Source organism: Kitasatospora sp. UYEF31 (assembly GCF_057291755.1).
Map to the genome: position 1 here is coordinate 15118 of NZ_JBXAWK010000009.1, position 16198 is coordinate 31315.

The 16198-nt window shown below is 70.5% G+C and carries 12 protein-coding genes and 1 tRNA gene; 9 read left to right on the forward strand and 4 right to left on the reverse strand.

Annotated elements, in window-relative coordinates:
* Positions 1-116: 116 nt before the first annotated feature.
* A tRNA-Leu gene (locus AC0Z36_RS06550) sits at positions 117-201 on the forward strand.
* 128 nt (positions 202-329) lie between these two features.
* Here AC0Z36_RS06550 and AC0Z36_RS06555 read toward each other — a convergent pair.
* Positions 330-1598 (reverse strand): ROK family transcriptional regulator, encoded by a 1269-nt coding sequence (locus tag AC0Z36_RS06555; RefSeq protein WP_485461741.1) that lies wholly within the window; start codon positions 1596-1598, stop codon positions 330-332.
* A gap of 288 nt (positions 1599-1886) precedes the next feature.
* Here AC0Z36_RS06555 and AC0Z36_RS06560 point away from each other — a divergent pair, with 288 nt between their 5' ends.
* From AC0Z36_RS06560 to AC0Z36_RS06570, 3 genes are all read left to right on the forward strand, one after another.
* Complete coding sequence (locus tag AC0Z36_RS06560; RefSeq protein ID WP_485461742.1) at positions 1887-3341, forward strand: APC family permease; 1455 nt, start codon at positions 1887-1889, stop codon at positions 3339-3341.
* Positions 3338-4354 carry an ROK family protein gene (locus tag AC0Z36_RS06565; RefSeq protein ID WP_485461743.1) on the forward strand — a complete coding sequence of 339 codons (1017 nt, stop codon included), beginning with the start codon at positions 3338-3340 and terminating at the stop codon, positions 4352-4354. The genes AC0Z36_RS06560 and AC0Z36_RS06565 overlap by 4 nt, the downstream gene beginning before the upstream one ends.
* A 90-nt stretch (positions 4355-4444) precedes the next feature.
* Entirely contained in the window at positions 4445-5380 is a 936-nt protein-coding gene (locus AC0Z36_RS06570) for a pseudouridine synthase (protein WP_485461744.1), read from the forward strand.
* 147 nt (positions 5381-5527) lie between these two features.
* Here AC0Z36_RS06570 and AC0Z36_RS06575 read toward each other — a convergent pair whose 3' ends face one another.
* Positions 5528-6247, reverse strand: a complete 720-nt coding sequence (locus tag AC0Z36_RS06575; protein ID WP_485461745.1) for an SDR family oxidoreductase — start codon at positions 6245-6247, stop codon at positions 5528-5530.
* Positions 6248-6461: 214 nt separating this feature from the next.
* Here AC0Z36_RS06575 and AC0Z36_RS06580 point away from each other — a divergent pair, with 214 nt between their 5' ends.
* Entirely contained in the window at positions 6462-7388 is a 927-nt protein-coding gene (locus AC0Z36_RS06580; RefSeq protein ID WP_485461746.1) for a helix-turn-helix domain-containing protein, read from the forward strand.
* 1 nt (position 7389) lies between these two features.
* On the opposite strand, the gene AC0Z36_RS06585 is transcribed toward AC0Z36_RS06580, so the two are convergent.
* Complete coding sequence (locus AC0Z36_RS06585) at positions 7390-7629, reverse strand: chaplin (protein WP_485461747.1); 240 nt, start codon at positions 7627-7629, stop codon at positions 7390-7392.
* A 423-nt stretch (positions 7630-8052) separates the two neighbouring features.
* Here AC0Z36_RS06585 and AC0Z36_RS06590 point away from each other — a divergent pair, with 423 nt between their 5' ends.
* Positions 8053-8502, forward strand: coding sequence for a winged helix-turn-helix transcriptional regulator (locus AC0Z36_RS06590; RefSeq protein WP_485461748.1), 450 nt, complete (start codon positions 8053-8055; stop codon positions 8500-8502).
* A gap of 410 nt (positions 8503-8912) precedes the next feature.
* Here AC0Z36_RS06590 and AC0Z36_RS06595 read toward each other — a convergent pair whose 3' ends face one another.
* Positions 8913-10055 carry a uroporphyrinogen-III synthase gene (locus AC0Z36_RS06595; protein ID WP_485461749.1) on the reverse strand — a complete coding sequence of 381 codons (1143 nt, stop codon included), beginning with the start codon at positions 10053-10055 and terminating at the stop codon, positions 8913-8915.
* A gap of 192 nt (positions 10056-10247) precedes the next feature.
* Between AC0Z36_RS06595 and AC0Z36_RS06600 the strand changes: the two genes are divergently transcribed.
* From AC0Z36_RS06600 to nirB, 3 genes are read left to right on the forward strand one after another with little or no spacing between them, the layout of a single operon-like run.
* The gene (locus AC0Z36_RS06600) at positions 10248-12341 is read left to right on the forward strand and encodes a molybdopterin oxidoreductase family protein (RefSeq protein ID WP_485461750.1); all 2094 of its coding nucleotides are present in this window, start codon (positions 10248-10250) and stop codon (positions 12339-12341) included.
* On the forward strand, positions 12338-13552 hold the full coding sequence (locus AC0Z36_RS06605) for an NAD(P)/FAD-dependent oxidoreductase (protein WP_485461751.1): 1215 nt from the start codon (positions 12338-12340) through the stop codon (positions 13550-13552). Before AC0Z36_RS06600 ends, AC0Z36_RS06605 begins: the two co-directional genes overlap by 4 nt.
* Positions 13549-16134: a nitrite reductase large subunit NirB gene (gene nirB / locus AC0Z36_RS06610; RefSeq protein ID WP_485461752.1), complete on the forward strand. Its 2586-nt coding sequence runs from the start codon at positions 13549-13551 to the stop codon at positions 16132-16134. Before AC0Z36_RS06605 ends, nirB begins: the two co-directional genes overlap by 4 nt.
* Positions 16135-16198: the final 64 nt, after the last annotated feature.

Below are 16198 nucleotides of genomic sequence, written 5' to 3' on the forward strand. Positions count from 1 at the left end.
GGGACGAGGCCGCTCCGGCCCGCTCCCACCTGCGTCGAAGGGCCCATGGATTGCTGGTATTGTTCTCCACGTCGGAACGGCCCGGACGTGAGTTCACCAGGTCGGAACGATCATTTGTCCGAGTGGCGGAATGGCAGACGCGCTAGATTGAGGTTCTAGTACCTTTTACCGGGTGTGGGGGTTCAAGTCCCCCCTCGGACACCCTTGGAGAATCCCGTTCACCGCACCGCGGTGGGCGGGATTCTCCGTTTTCCCTGTTCATCGCGTTTCCCTGTTCATCGCGTTTCCCGTGTACCGCGGCCCGACCGCCGGAATTGTTGGCGGAGATTTCACATCCCGCGCGGACCGACGGACGGCCCGCCCGTCCGCGCCCACGCCGTATAGCGGGTGAACACCCGTTCGCGGGCGGTCTCCACGGCGGTGGCCACCGCGCCCAGCACGACGGCGTCCCCGGCCAGGGTGCTGGCGGCCACCCGGGGGCGCAGCGGCGTCAGCGCGTGGAGTTCGGCGGTCATCGGGGCCAGGAGCAGGTCGGCGTTCGCCCCGATGCCGCCGCCCAGGACGACGAGTTCGGGATCGATGACGGCGGTGACGGCGGCCACCACGTGGGCGAGGCGTCCGGCTTCCTGGCGGACCGCTTCGCCGGCCGGGCGCGAGCCCAGGCGCGCGGCCTCGAAGACGTCCTTAGCGGTGAGGCTGCCGCGCATGCCCTGCGCGCGGGCGCCGCGGACGACGGCGTCGGCGGACACCGCGTCCTCCAGCATTCCGCGCCGCGGCACGGGCCCCGGGCCGGGGCCGGCCGCCGCGCGCGGGGACAGCGGCAGGTAGCCGATCTCGCCCGCGGCGCCGTGGGCGCCCTGGAAGAGGCGCCCTTCGGCGACGACGCCCATGCCGAGCCCGGTGCCGACGGTGATGTAGACGAACAGCGGGCAGCCGGCCCCCGCTCCCGCGTGGTACTCGCCGAGGGCGGCCAGGTTGGCGTCGTTGACGATGTCGACGCTGCCCGCGAGCGCCTCCCCCATCCGGGCGCGGAGACCCGGCCTGCCCCAGCCGGGGAGGTTGACGGCGTACCGGATGCGGTCGGACTTCGTGTCGTACACGCCGGGGCAGCCCATCACGGTGTGCACGACGGCGGACGGTCCCAGGCCCGCGCCCGTGACGACGCCGTGGGCGAGGTCTACGGCGGCGGCGAGCATCGCGGCGGCGCTGCGCGCCCGGTTGGGGCTGTCCGAGCGGGCGACGACCCGGCCGCTCAGGTCGGCGACGGCGGCGCGGATCCACGACCTGCCGACGTCGATGCCGACGACGTGGCCCGCGCCCGGGTCGGTTTCGTACAGCAGCGCGGAGCGGCCGCGGGCGGGGGCGTCGAGGCCGTGCGGCCTTACCAGTCCGGCCTGTTCGAGGTTCTCCAGGGCGCTGGACACGGTGGGTTTGGACAGTCCGGTGTCGCGGGCGAGCTGCGCGCGTGAGACGGGCGCGGTCTCCCAGACCCGGTCCAGGAGTACGCGTTCGTTGATGTTGCGGAGCACGCCCCGGTTCCACGCCTGTCCGCCCGCGGCGTCGGTGTCCGGTCCGCCGGTGTACTGCCCTGAGCTCATCGTTTTCCTCCGGACGGCGGGACGGTGACGGGGTATGCGCCACTGTACGGCGGGCCCGCCGGCGGCTTGTGGGGCCCGACGGTCAGCATCCCGGCCCTGTCGCATTCCTGACGGATCGTCGGCTAACTCTTGACGGCTTTAGTAAAGGTACTTAACTTTACAAGCGCCGGGACCGGAACGCCGCTTTCCCGGCGCCCGTTCACGCCGCGGCCGCGCGGCTGTAATCCGTACGCGAACGTCTTCTGCCCCCCGCCCTGATCCTGTCCCCGCTTTCCCAGGAGGAGCACGGTGAGCACTGGTCCCGGACCTGACACGCCCGACGGCGGATTCCCCCGCCGGATCGGCCTGTTCCAGGCGACTGCGATCAACATGAGCCAGATGTGCGGCATCGGGCCGTTCGTCACCATCCCGCTCATGGTCGGCACGTTCGGCGGCCCGCAGGCCGTCCTCGGATTCCTCGCCGGCGCGCTGCTCGCGCTCGCCGACGGCCTCGTGTGGGCCGAACTCGGCGCGGCCATGCCCGGCGCGGGCGGCACCTACGTCTACCTGCGCGAAGCGTTCCAGTACCGGACGGGGCGGCTGATGCCGTTCCTGTTCGTCTGGACGGCGATGCTGTTCATCCCGCTCATCATGTCGACCGGCGTCCTCGGTCTTGTGCAGTACCTGCAGTACCTCTGGCCGTCGATGACCCAGACACAGGGGGACGTCACCGGTGTGGCCGTGGTGGCCCTGGTCGTACTGCTCCTGTGGCGGAAGATCGAGTCCATCGGGCTGCTCAGCACGGTGATGTGGGTGGTCATGCTGGTGAGCGTCGGCGCGGTCATCGTCGCGTCGTACACACACTTCGACGCGGACCTGGCCTTCACCTACCCGGACGGCGCGTTCGACATCGGCACGACCGGCTTCTGGCTGGCCTTCGTGGGCGGTCTGAACATCGGCATCTACGACTACCTCGGCTACAACACCGCCGCGTACCTCGGCGCGGAGGTCAAGGACCCGAGCCGGGTGCTGCCGCGCGCGACCGTCTACTCCATCGCCGGGATCGCGGCCGTCTACCTGGTCATGCAGATCGGCGTGCTCGGGGTGACCGACACCAAGACCATCACGGAGTCCTCGTCGATCGGCTCGCTGGTCCTGGAGAACGCGTGGGGTTCGGGCGTCGCGAAGACCGTCACCGCGCTGATCCTGGTCACGGCGTTCGCCTCGGTGTTCGCCGGACTGCTCGGCGGCTCGCGTGTCCCCTACGACGCGGCCCGCGACAAGGTCTTCTTCAAACCGTACGGACGACTGCACCCCAGGCACCGCTTCCCCACCCTGGGCCTGCTGACGATGGGTGTGGTCACCGCGGCCGGCTTCCTCATCGGCAACCACACCGACTTCAACACCATCATCGTGCTGCTCACCGCGGTCATGGTGATCGTGCAGGCGGCGGCGCAGATCGCGGCGCTCGTCGTGCTGCGGCGCAGGCAGCCGGACCTGAAGCGTCCCTACCGGATGTGGCTCTACCCGGTGCCGGGCTTCGTCGCGCTGGCCGGCTGGGTCGCCATCTTCTGCTACGCCGACAAGAACTCGCCCGGACGCCACCCGATCGAGTGGGCGCTGGTGTGGGTCGCGGCCGGGTGCGCGGCCTTCCTGGTCTGGGCGAAGTCCGAGAAGACCTGGCCGTTCGGGCCGAAGGAGATCAACGAGCAGTACCTGCGTCCGCAGGAGGAGACCGCCGCCGCGCACGCGGAGCCGGTGTGAGCACGGCGCACCTGACCGGCGACTCCGTGCCGGGGCGGCCCGCGGGCCGCCCCGGCACGGAGCACGGCACAGGAATCGAATCAGGCCACGGTACGCAGGACAGGCGCGCGGGGCGCGACTTCGTCTGCGGCATCGACTTCGGCGGCACCAAGATGGCGATAGCCACCGCCCGCGCGGACGGCGGACTGCTCGGCCGGGTCCTGCTGCCCACCGACGCCGGCGCCGGGGCGGAGCAGGCGGTACGCCGCGCGGTCTCCGCCGCCCGCGACCTCATCGACCGGACCGTCGCGCGAACGGGCGGACGCTGTACGGGAGTAGGCGCGGTCAGCCCCGGGATCGTCCTCCCCGACCGGGTGCTCCTCGCACCGAACGTACCCGGCTGGGGCGGACTCGCCCTGCCCGCGCTGCTGCGGGCCGGACTCGGTGTCGGTCACGTCGCCGTCGGCACCGACGCCAAGGCCGCCGCGGCGGCCGAAGCGCGCTGGGGAAGTCTGCGCGGCGCGGATCCCGCCGTCCTGCTGACCCTCGGCACCGGGATCGCCGCGGCCGTCCTGGTCGGCGGGCACGTCCTCGCGGGCGCACACGGCGCCGCGGGTGAGATCGGCTACAACCTGCGCGGACCCGGCGACCACGGGTTCGCCGCCGGTCGCGCGCCGCTGGAGGAGTCCGCCTCGGGGAGCGCCCTGGCCCGGCGCGGCGGCGCGCTGCTCGGCCGGACACTCGACGCCGGCGAAGTCTTCGCGGACGACGACCCGAGGGCCCGCGCGCTGGTCGGGGCGGCGCTCGACGAGTTGGCCGTACACGTCGCGAACCTCGCGATCGCCCTGGACCCGCAACGCATCGCGGTCACCGGCGGCCTCATGCGGTCAGCGCCCCGCGTGCTGCCGGCGTTGCGCAGGCGGCTGGACCAGGCGGTGCCGTTCCCGCCCGAGCTGGTGGCCGCGGCGTTCCCGCAGGACGCGGCACTGCGCGGGGCGCTGTCGCTGGCGATGGGGGCGCAGGTCGCGCACTGACGAGTTGTGTTGCGGAAACAGCCGGGTCAGGCTCCGGCGCGTCCTGCCGGGTGCCACTACGGTTCACCGGCGCCGGGTACGCTCGTGGGAATGCGCCGCCGCTCTACTCCCCCACCGCCACCACTCCCCCAGCGTCACGGGATCGACCCGGTGCGGCTCCGCCTCCCCGCCGGTCCGGCAGAGGCCCGGCCCACCGTCGGCGCGTATCTGGCGGAGCGTTTCGCTTCCGTGATCGGTGTGGCCGAGGTGGCGCGGATGCTCGACACCGGCCGTTTTGTCACCCTGAGCGGGCCCGTGACCGCGGGTACACCGTACGAAGAAGGCCTGAACGTGTGGTTCCACCGGGACTTCGCGCCGGAGTCAGTGGTGCCGTTCCCCGTCACCGTGATCCACCGGGACGAGCGGATCGTGGTCGCCGACAAGCCGCACTTCCTGGCGACCACACCACGCGGCAGGCACATCACCCAGACCGCCATGGCCCGGCTGCGGCGCGAGCTCGACCTGCCGCTGCTGCAACCGGCCCACCGCCTTGACCGGCTCACCGCCGGGCTTGTGCTGTTCGTCGCCGATCCGGAGCTGCGGGGCGCGTACCAGAAGCTGTTCCAGAACCGCCTGGTGCGGAAGGAGTACGAGGCGCTCGCCCCGTACGACCCGTCCCTGGAACTGCCGGTGACGGTGCGCAGCCGGATCGTCAAGGAACCCGGGGTGTGGGCCGCCCGGGAGGAGCCGGGCGAGCCCAACAGTGCGAGCCGGATCGTCCTGACGGAGCATCACAACTGTCTGGGCCGGTACAGGCTGGAGCCGTTCACTGGCCGGACGCACCAGCTGCGGGTGCACATGGCGGGCCTGGGCGTCCCGATCCTCGACGATCCGCTGTACCCGGTCCTGGTGCCGGAACCGGAGGTTGAGGACTACCGTCGGCCGCTGCAACTCCTGGCCAGGCGACTGGAGTTCACCGACCCGGTCACCGGGGAGGAGCTGCGTTTCGAAAGCCGGCTGCGGCTGAGCCGGTGGCCGAACCCCTGAAGGGGCCAGGACTCCCCATCCCGCCCGTCGCGCCCACAGCGGAACGGCCGAACCCTGCCGAGCTGATCCATCTGTTGCGCGGGCGTTCTTGGAAGCCTCCGGGGAGCTCGCCGCCAACGTCATCAGCCGTCAACCTCCACGCTCGGGTCAGCCGACGGCGGCAGTCGGCCGTACGACCATTTCGCTCACGTCGACACCGTCGGGCTGGCCGATGGCGTAGGCGATGGCCTGACCGATGGCCTCCGCCGGGATCGAGATCGCCCGGTAGGTGCGCATGGTCTCCCGACCGACCGGGTCTGAGATGGACTCGGCCAGCTCGGATTCGGTGACGCCCGGGGAGATCACTGTGACGCGGATGTCGCCGGATTCCCGGCGCAGACCGTCGGAGAGGGCCCGGACGGCGAACTTGGTCGCGCAGTAGACCGCCGCTGTGGGTGACACCTCGTGCGCGCCGACCGAAGCGACGTTGACGAAGTGCCCCGACCCTTGTGCCCGCATGACCGGCAGGGCCGCGGCGATGCCGTGCAGGACACCGCGGATGTTCACGTCGATCATCCGGTTCCACTCGTCGACTTTGAGCGCGTCGAGGCGGGACAGCGGCATGACGCCGGCGTTGTTGACGAACACGTCGATCCGTCCGTACGCGGTCTGTGCCTGGTCGGCGAACGCCTGGACGTCGCTCGCGTCGGTGACGTCGAGCAGGCGGTGGTCGGCCAGGCCGCCGTCCTCGCGGAGCTCCTTCACCAGGCTTTCGAGACGGTCGCCGCGCCGGGCGCCGAGCAGGAGCTGGTGCCCCTGGGCGGCCAGGACCCGGGCGGTGGCCTCACCGATTCCGCTACTCGCACCAGTGATGAGGATGACCTTCATAAGGTGACTCCTTGGTTGTGGAACCGGGTTGTGGAACCGGGTTGTGGAACCGGGTTGTGGAACCGGGTTGTGGAACCGGGTTGTGGAACCAGGTTGTGGAACCAGGTTGTGGAGTCACCACTGTGCGGACCCGGCTGTTGGTCTCACTGGCCCCCGCGTTCCTGGGGCTGGGAGGGCCACCCAAGGCCGGCAGACTGCCGCTAACGTGCTGACCATGGGAAACGACAGCCGACTGGGCGAGTTCCTCCGGGCCCGGCGCAAGCTGTCCCAGCCGCAGGACCACGGGATGCCCGCACCGGGCCTGCGCCGCACCCCCGGCCTGCGCCGGGAGGAGGTCGCAGTGCTCGCCGGGATCAGCACCGACTACTACATCCGCCTGGAGCAGGGGCGGGACAAGCATCCCTCCGCCCAGGTGATCGACGCGCTGGCCGGGGCGCTGCTCCTCGACGCCGAGGCCGTGGCACATCTGCGTGGCCTGACCCGCCCGGCGCCGGCACACAAGCGGCAGGCCGTACGGACGGAGATGGTCAACCCCGGTCTCGTCCAGTTGATGAACCGCTGGCCGGACACCCCCGCGCTGGTCCTCGGCCGGTGCCTGGACGTCCTGGCCGCCAACGCGCTCGGGGAAGCGCTCTTCGGCTGGCTCGGCACCGAACACAGTCTGATCCGGGCGGTGTTCCTCACCCCGTGGGCCCGCGACTTCTACCAGGACTGGGGCACCGTCGCCGAGAACTGCGTCGCCTCCCTGCGGGCGTCCACCGGAGCGGACCTCGACGATCCGCAGCTGACCGCGCTGGTCGGCGAACTGTCGCTCAAGAGCCCGGAGTTCGCCGGCCTGTGGGCCAGGCACGAAGTGCGTGGCAAGACCGCTGAGGCCAAGCGCTTCCACCACCCACTGGTGGGCAGGCTGACGCTGGCCTACGAAACCTTCGCCGTCAACAGCGCCCCCGGACAGCAACTCGTCGTGTACCAGGCCGAGCCGGGGAGTCCCGCCGAACAGGCGCTCGCCCTGCTCGGCAGCGCGACCGCACAATCCCTTGGTCCGGCACACGACAGCCGACAGCCCCACCCCCGGACTTCAGGGGCGGGGCTGCTGTGTGCAAGCGACTGCGACCACGGAGGACGAAGTGCGAGGCGTTAGATCACTTGTTGACGCAGGTGTTGCCGAAGGACGGGTTCAGCAGCGCGAAGATGTCCCCGGTGTTGCCGCAGATGTTCACCGGGACGTGGAGGTCGCCCTGGGCCGTGTTGCCGGAGGCCAGACCGGGCGAACCCGTCGCGGCACCGTCCGACATGGCGCTCGCGTTCGCCGTGCCCGCGCCCATACCGGCCACGCCACCGACGACGGCAACCAGAACGGCGGCCTTCTTGATGTTGTTCATTACTGCTCCTCCAACAAAAGCGATCCCGGTCGGGTTCGTCGTAAGCAGTAACGAAGCAAACACGGTCAGGAAGTGCTGATTCATCCCCGCGGTGGGAAATGCTGCGCCATTCGGCGGATGGTCTAGACCGCCAGGGTTAATTCGCGGTCGCGCAGCACTGTCCGGAACACCTTCCCCGCCGCCGGCTCAGGGATCCGGTCGATGAACTCCACGCTGCGGATCTTCGTGTACGGGGCGACCCAGCCGCGTGCGGCGGGTGCTGCTCGGCTCCCCGGCCCTCCGCCTGGACGCCCGCGCGGACCTGATCCTCGGACCGGCCTGAGATCCGGGCTTCACCTGCTGGGTCTCGTACCGAGACCTCGTATGCTGGCCGCTATGAGGCGGACATCTTTTGCGCGGTGGCCCTGCTCGATCGCGCGCACCATGGATCTACTGGGTGACTGGTGGACGCCTTTGGTATTGCGTGAGGCGTTCTACGGCATCCGGCGGTTCGACGAGTTCCAGCAGGAGCTGGGCATCGCGCGCAACACCTTGAGCGACCGGCTGCGCCGACTGGTGGAGGAGGGGCTGCTTGAGAAGCAGCCGTACCAGCGGGAGCCGGTGCGCTACGACTACGTGCTCACGGAGATGGGGCGCGACTTCTTCGCGGTCCTCGCGGCGATGAACCGGTGGGGCGACCGCTGGCTGGCCGGCGCGGAGGGTTCGCCGGTCGTGTTCCACCACCAGGAGTGCGGGAACGACACACACGCCGAGGTGGTCTGCGCCGCCTGCCGGGAGCCGCTGACGGCGGAGGATACGAGCATGCGCATGGGGCCGGGATACCCACCCCGGCTTGCCGAACGGCCGGAGATCCGCCGCCGGCTCATGGACTGACCAGCCGTCGGCCCACGGGCTGATCCGCCACCGGTCCACGGATTGGCCTTCCGTCAGTTCACACACTGATTAGTCGTCAGTTCACGCACTGAATAGTCGTCAGTCCACGCATTGATCAGTCATCAGTTCACGCACTGGTCCATCACCGGTCCGCGGGCTGCTCCGTCACCGCCTGCTGCGCCGATCTGCCGTCAAAACCACTCGCGGCCTACCGGATCGTCCAGGAAGCGCTGACCAACGCCCGTCGGCACGCGCCGGGTTCCGCCGTCGACGTCGAACTCGCTTACACGGACGCCACTTTGCGCGTACGGGTGCGCGACAACGGTCCGGGGCCGGCCGGTGGAGTGACCGCCGGGCACGGACTGCTCATGAACGGGACGACGATTTCCGGTCCGGCCAACCGGTTTCAGCTATGCCACCGTCCCCCGCACCACATCCACCGCCAGGCGGTACCCCCGCTTCGGCACCGTCCTGACCAGCCCCGAGTGCGCACCCAGTGCGCCGCGCAGCCGGGCGACCGCCGCCTCGACGGCGTGCTCGTCGGCCCGTTGTCCGGCCCACACGCGCCGCAGCAGGTCGCCCCGGCTGAGCACCCAGCCGGGGCGTTCGGCCAGCGCGCGCAGTACGGCGACCGACACCGGCGACAGCCAGATGCTCTCGCCGTCCACAATCAGAGCGCTGCCCTGGAGCACCACCGTGCGGTCCCCGGCGCGGAGTTCGCGCCGGCCGCGCTCGGGCAGCATGTCGGTGAGGGTGCGGACCATCGCGCCGAGCCTGCCCCGTTCGGGCCAGACCGCCGGGACGCCCAGTTCCTCGAAGGGGCGCGCGCAGACGGGTCCGACGCAGACCGGCAGGACATCCGTACGCAAGCGGTCGAGGACGTCGGCGTAGATCCCGGCCGCGCCGGCGGACTCCAGGAACGCCGAGATCGCGGGCTGGCTGGTGAAGGTCAGCGCGTGGATCTCACCGCGGGCGGTGAGTTCGGCCAGTCGCCGTACGGCGTCGGGGTCCTCGGGCGGGGCCCAGCGGTAGACCGGCACTTCGATCACTTCGGCACCGCGTTCCCGCAGCGCGGCGGCGAATCCTGGCAGCGGGGCCCCGTGCTCCTGGACGGCCACGCGCCGGCCGCGCAGTTCCCGGCCGAGCAGCCAGGCGAGCAGTTCGTCAACGGCCTCGGACTCCGGCGAGTAGGCCTCGTGCAGGCCGCTGGCCCGCACCGCGCCCGTCGCCTTCGGCCCGCGGGTCAGCACCGCCGCGCCCGCGCAGACCCCGGCCAGCTCGGTGCCGCGGCCCCAGCCGTCCGCGGCGTCCATCCAGCCGCGCCAGCCGACGCCCGTGGTGGCGACCACGTAGTCGAGCGGTGCGGTGAGGCACTGCTCGGTGGCGCGGCGCAAGGGGACGTCGTCGTCGAGCTGGGCGATCCGCAGGGCGGGGGCTTCGACCACGCGGGCACCGCGGCGTTTGAGCAGCGTGGAGAATTCGTCGCGCCGCCGGTCCGCGGTCACTCCGATGGTGAAGCCGACGAGTGTTTCGGCGAGCGTACGGGTTTCCATAGGGTGCACAGTCGGCCAGTCAGGTTTCGCGGTCGTTGCCTGGGGGTCACGTCGGCGTTAGCAATGCCCCCGCTGGTGTTACGGGAGATGTCGCGACGCCCACGGCGGCCGTCAGGGCACATGAGATCGACATATCACCAGCGCAACACAGGCGACTCTGCCGCGTAACGGCAGCGGGCGACTCTCAGTCGCATGACAACGACCGACACCCACTGCCCCTACTGCTCACTGCAGTGCGGCATGCGACTGCGCACCACTGGCGAAGCCGCGGTGGAGGTCCTGGAGCGCCCCGACTTCCCGGTGAACCGGGGGGCCCTGTGCGGCAAGGGCCAGGCCGCCGCCGCCGTACTCTCCCCTGCCGCCCGGCTGACCGCTCCCCTGGTCCGGGAGCGTAAAGGCGACCAGCTGCGTGAGGCCTCGTGGGACGAGGCACTGGACCGGGTCGTGACCGGGCTCACCAGCGTTCAACGGCAGTACGGCCGGGATGCGGTCGGCGTCTTCGGCGGCGGTGGGCTGACCAATGAGAAGGCCTACCTGCTCGGCAAGTTCGCCAGGGTTGCGCTGCGCACCGCGAACATCGACTACAACGGCCGGTTCTGTATGTCTTCGGCGGCCGCGGCCAACAGGAAGGCGTTCGGTATCGACCGTGGGATGCCGTTCCCGATGGAGGACATCGCCCGGACCGGCTGCGTGATCCTGGTCGGGTCCAATCCGGCCGAAACCATGCCCCCGGCGCTGCGTTACTTCCGGGAGCTGAAGGAGAACGGCGGCCGGTTGATCGTCGTCGACCCACGCCGCACCAGGACGGCCGAGCTCGCCGATCTGCACCTCCAGCCGATGCCGGGCACCGATCTCGCCCTGGCCCTGGGGCTGCTGCACCTGGTCATCGCGGACGGCCATCTGGATGAGGAGTTCGTCGCCTCCCGGACGACCGGATTCACCGGGGCCCGGGCCGCCGCGATGGCGCACTGGCCGGAGCGGGTGGAGCAGCTGACGGGCGTTCCGGTGCGGCAACTGCGTGCGGCAGTGGGGATGTTCACGTCAGCTGGGCAGGGCATGGTGCTGACCGCCCGTGGTCCCGAGCAGCAGAGCAAGGGCACCGACACCGTCGGCGCGTGGATCAACCTGTGCCTGGCGACGGGGAAGGCCGGCCGGCCCCACTCCGGCTACGGCTGCCTCACCGGCCAGGGCAACGGGCAGGGCGGCCGGGAGCACGGCCAGAAGGCCGACCAGCTCCCCGGCTACCGGTCGATCGAGGACCCGGCGGCCCGCGCGCACGTCGCCTCGGTATGGGGCGTGGACCCCGACGATCTGCCGCACTCGGGTCGTTCGGCCTACGAACTGCTCGACAGTCTCGGCCAGGAGGGCGGCGTACGGGCGCTGCTGCTCATGGGGTCCAACCCGGTCGTGTCCGCGCCGCGGGCCGGCCATGTGACGGGGCGGCTGCGGGAACTCGACTTCCTGGTGGTCAGTGATCTGGTGCTGTCGGAGACCGCCCAGCTGGCCGATGTGGTGCTTCCGTCCGCGCAGTGGGCGGAGGAGACCGGCACCATGACGAACCTTGAGGGCCGGGTGATCCTCCGTCAGAAAGCTCTGGACGCACCGGAAGGCGTACGAAGTGACCTCTCAGTCATGCATGAGCTGGCTACGAGACTGGGGTTCCCGGAAGGGTTCTCCGAGGACGCTGAGGAAGTCTTCGATGAGCTGCGCCGGGCATCAGCGGGGGGCCAGGCCGACTACGCGGGGATCAGCTACGACCGGATCACCGCCGGGAACGGGGTGTTCTGGCCCTGCCCGGACACCGCGCACCCGGGAACGCCGCGATTGTTCCTGGACCGCTTCGGCACACCGGACGGCCGCGCCCGGTTCGCCGCTGTCTCGCACCGTCCCGCGGCTGAGGAGCCGGACGCCGACTACCCCTTGTTCCTGACGACGGGCCGGGTGGTCGCGCAGTACCAGAGCGGGGCGCAGACGCGCAGGGTGCCGGAGCTGAACCAGGCCGCGCCGGGGCCGTTTGTGGAGCTGCACCCCTACCTGGCCGCGCAGTTGAAAGTGTCCGAAGGGGATCTCCTCACGGTCAGCAGCCGGCGCGGGCGGGCGGTCGCGCCGGCGCGGGTGACCGACAGCATCCGGCCCGACACCGTGTTCATGCCGTTCCACTGGGGCGGCGCCGGACGGGCCAACTCGCTGACCAATCCGGCGCTCGACCCGGTGTCGAAGATGCCGGAGTTCAAGGTGTGCGCAGTACGTGTGGAAGCCGCGGACGCCACGGAGAGCCTCCGATGACCCGCCGCATCGCCGTGGTCGGCGCCGGGATGGCCGCCGCCCGGTTCGCTGCCCAGTTCACCGCACTGGACGGCCAGGCCGATGTGACCTTGTACGGAGCTGAGCCCCGCGCGCCCTACAACAGGGTGCTGCTCGCCGACGTGCTCACCGGACGGTACGACGCGGCGGCGATCACCCTGCCCTCCGGGGCGGCCGAGCTGCGCACTGGCGGCGAGGTGACCGACATCGACACCACTACGCGAAAGCTGCTGTTCGCCAGTCAACGGACCGCTGGTTACGACGAACTGGTCATCGCGACGGGAGCGAACCCGGTACTGCCGCCGATCCGCGGGCTGCACGCTCCGGACGGCGGGCTGAAGGCCGGGGTGCACTCCTTCCGGACCGTCGCCGACTGCGGGCGCCTGGCCGAGGACGCGGCGCAGGCAAAACGGGCGGTCGTGATCGGCGGCGGAGTCCTCGGCGTGAGTGCCGCACGGGCGCTGGCCGCGCTCGGAATGCCGGTGGAGATCGTCCACCAGGCACCGCATCTGATCGAACGCCATCTGGATGAGCAGGCCGGAGCGTTGCTGCGCAGCGGGCTCGCTGCGCTGGGCGTGGATGTTTACCCGGTAAACAGGGCCCGCGCCCTGCACGGCTTCGACCGGGTTACCGGCGTTGAGCTGGCGAACGGCTATGTGCTGGCAGCCGACCTGGTGGTGCTGGCCTGCGGAGTCCGCCCCCGGACGGGACTGGCCCATGCGGCCGGGCTGCCGGTGAACACCGGGGTCCTCGTCGACGACACGCTCTCCTGCGGTCCCGGGGTGTACGCGATCGGCGACTGTGCCGAGCACCGCGGTGTCACGCACGGCCTGTCCGGCCCGGCCTGGGCGATGGCCGATGTGCTGGCCGCCCGGCTGTCGGGGGCTGATCCGGGAGCGCTGTACACCGGTTCGCGTCCGCTGGCCCGGCTGACCGCTGGCCCGCTGGAGTACGCGGCGTTCGGTGAGGTGGCCCCGGAGGGTCCCGACGTGGACGTGCTGCTGCTCACCGATGCGACCGCCGGGTCGTACGGGTCCTACAAAAAGCTTGTGCTGCGTGGCGACCGGCTCGTCGGCGGCATCCTCCTGGGCGACCTGGCCACGGTCGGCGCCCTCACCCGGGCCTACGAGCGGGACGAACCGATGCCCGCCGCACCCCTGCACCTGCTCACCACCCAAGGAGCCTCCTCATGACGCACCTCATGACACACCTCATGACACGCAAAGAACTGGTCCTCGTCGGTCACGGCATGGTCGGTCAGCGTTTCCTGGAGTCTTTGTGCGAGGGCTCGACGGACTGGCGGGTGACCGTGCTCGCCGAGGAGAACCGCCCGGCGTACGACCGGGTGCAGTTGACCTCGTGGTTCTCCGGCACTTCGGCCGAGGAGCTCTCCTTGTGTCCGGCGGAGTTCCTGACGAAGTACGGCATTGAGCTGCGTCTCGCCGATCCCGCCGTGGCGATCGACCGCGGGGCCCGTACGGTGACCACCGCCGCCGGTCTTGAATTCCCGTACGACGCGCTGGTTCTGGCGACCGGCTCGTATCCCTTTGTGCCGCCGGTCCCGGGGCATGACGCCGCCGGGTGCCACGTCTACCGGACGATCGACGATCTGGAGGCGATCCGGGCGGGTGCGCTGAACGCCCGCGTCGGGGCGGTGGTAGGTGGTGGGCTGCTCGGTCTGGAGGCGGCCGGCGCGCTGACGGCGCTGGGTCTGGAGACGCATGTGGTGGAGTTCGCGCCGCGTCTGATGGCGATCCAGGTGGATGCGGGCGGCGGCGAGGTGCTGCGCCGGAAGATCGAAGACCTGGGTGTGGTGGTTCACACCGGAGCCGGCACACAGCAGGTGGAGACCGGCGACGACGGCCGCGTACGGGGGATGAGCCTGTCGGACGGCACCTCACTGGCAGCCGATCTGGTGGTCTTCTCCGCCGGGGTCCGTCCGCGCGACCAACTGGCCCGCGAGTGCGGCCTCCCGGTCGGCGAACGCGGCGGAATCGTCGTGGATGAACAGTGCCGTACGGCCGACCCGCACATCTGGGCCATCGGCGAGTGTGCCCTGGCCGTCGACGGCCGGGTCTACGGCCTGGTCGCCCCCGGCTATGCGATGGCGGAGGCAGCGGCGCGCGGACTCACCGGCGGGGAGGGTTCGTTCACCGGCGCGGACATGTCGACCAAGCTGAAGCTGCTCGGCGTGGACGTGGCCAGCTTCGGCGACGCCCACGGGACGACGCCGGGCTCCGTTGAAGTCCTGTACGCGAACAGCCGCGAGGGTGTGTACAAGAAGCTGGTGATCGGCACCGACGGTGCGCTGCTCGGCGGTGTCCTGGTGGGTGACGCGGAGGCGTACTCGACGCTCCGGCCGCTGGCGCTCAGCGGCGGACCGCTGCCGGTTCCGGCCGGGCAACTGGTGCTGCCCGCCTCGGTCGGCGCGGCCATGGGCCCGATCGTGCTGCCCGACAGTGCGGTGATCTGTTCCTGCCACAATGTGAGCAAGGGAACGATCAGGGCATCCGTACACGATCAGGGTTGCGCGAGCGTCCCCGAGGTCAAGAAGTGCACCAAAGCCGGTACCGGGTGCGGGAGTTGCGTCAAACTGCTCGGCACCATCGTGGCCGAGGAGTTGAAAGCCGGCGGCGTTGAGGTCGCCAGGGGACTGTGTGAGCACTTCGCGTACACCCGCGCCGAACTGTTCGAGATCGTCCAGGTCAAAGGCATCGGCAGCTTCTCCCGGCTGATCGACGAGCACGGCACCGGGGACGGCTGCGACGTCTGCAAGCCGACCGTCGCGTCGATCCTGGCCAGCCTGGGCAACGGGCACATCCTGGACGGCGAACAGGCCGCGCTCCAGGACACCAACGACCACTTCCTGGCGAACATCCAGCGGAACGGCTCCTATTCGGTCGTCCCGCGCGTCCCCGGCGGCGAGATCACTCCCGAAGGCCTCATCACCATCGGTGAGATCGCCCGGGACTTCGGTCTGTACACGAAGATCACCGGCGGGCAGCGGATCGACCTGTTCGGCGCCAGGGTCGACCAGCTCCCGCCGATCTGGAAGCGACTGGTCGACGCGGGCTTCGAATCCGGGCACGCCTACGGCAAAGCCCTTCGTACGGTGAAGTCCTGCGTCGGTGAGACCTGGTGCCGCTTCGGCGTGCAGGACTCGGTGGGCATGGCCATCGAACTTGAGCTGCGCTACCGGGGGTTGCGCGCCCCGCACAAGCTCAAGTCGGCGGTCTCCGGGTGCGCCCGGGAATGCGCGGAGGCACAGAGCAAGGACTTCGGCGTGATCGCCACCTCCGCGGGCTGGAACCTCTACGTCGGCGGGAACGGTGGAATGACACCCCGTCACGCGGACTTGTTCGCAACGGACTTGGACCGCGGGACGCTGTTGCGGACCATCGACCGGTTCCTGATGTTCTACATCCGCACCGCCGACCGCCTGGAGCGGACGGCCCCGTGGCTGGAGCGCCTCGACGGCGGCCTGGAGCACCTGCGCGCGGTCATCATGGACGACGCGCTGGGCATCTGCGGGGACCTGGACGAGCTGATGGCCCGCCACGTCGAGACGTACGAGGACGAATGGGCCGCGACGCTGGCCGACCCCGAGCGGGTGCGCCGCTTCGTGTCCTTCGCCAACGCACCCGGCACCCCTGACCCGACCGTCACCTTTGTCCCCGAGCGGAACCAGATCCGCCCGGCCCGCCCCGACGAGGACGGACGGATCCTCACCCCGGCGCTGATCGCCGGACCCGAGCTGGAGGTTCGTACGCGATGACCCGTGAGATGACTGGCGAACTGACTGGTGACCCGACTGGTGACCCGACTGGCAGCCTGGCTGC

What these genes read in the sequence shown, in the direction of transcription:
- AC0Z36_RS06555 (WP_485461741.1), bottom strand. Translation starts at nt 1,598, where the DNA reads ATGAGCTCAGGGCAGTACACCGGCGGACCGGACACCGACGCCGCGGGC.
- AC0Z36_RS06570 (WP_485461744.1), top strand. Translation starts at nt 4,445, where the DNA reads ATGCGCCGCCGCTCTACTCCCCCACCGCCACCACTCCCCCAGCGTCAC.
- AC0Z36_RS06575 (WP_485461745.1), bottom strand. Translation starts at nt 6,247, where the DNA reads ATGAAGGTCATCCTCATCACTGGTGCGAGTAGCGGAATCGGTGAGGCC.
- AC0Z36_RS06580 (WP_485461746.1), top strand. Translation starts at nt 6,462, where the DNA reads ATGGGAAACGACAGCCGACTGGGCGAGTTCCTCCGGGCCCGGCGCAAG.
- AC0Z36_RS06585 (WP_485461747.1), bottom strand. Translation starts at nt 7,629, where the DNA reads ATGAACAACATCAAGAAGGCCGCCGTTCTGGTTGCCGTCGTCGGTGGC.
- AC0Z36_RS06590 (WP_485461748.1), top strand. Translation starts at nt 8,053, where the DNA reads ATGGATCTACTGGGTGACTGGTGGACGCCTTTGGTATTGCGTGAGGCG.
- AC0Z36_RS06595 (WP_485461749.1), bottom strand. Translation starts at nt 10,055, where the DNA reads ATGGAAACCCGTACGCTCGCCGAAACACTCGTCGGCTTCACCATCGGA.
- AC0Z36_RS06600 (WP_485461750.1), top strand. Translation starts at nt 10,248, where the DNA reads ATGACAACGACCGACACCCACTGCCCCTACTGCTCACTGCAGTGCGGC.
- AC0Z36_RS06605 (WP_485461751.1), top strand. Translation starts at nt 12,338, where the DNA reads ATGACCCGCCGCATCGCCGTGGTCGGCGCCGGGATGGCCGCCGCCCGG.
- nirB (WP_485461752.1), top strand. Translation starts at nt 13,549, where the DNA reads ATGACGCACCTCATGACACACCTCATGACACGCAAAGAACTGGTCCTC.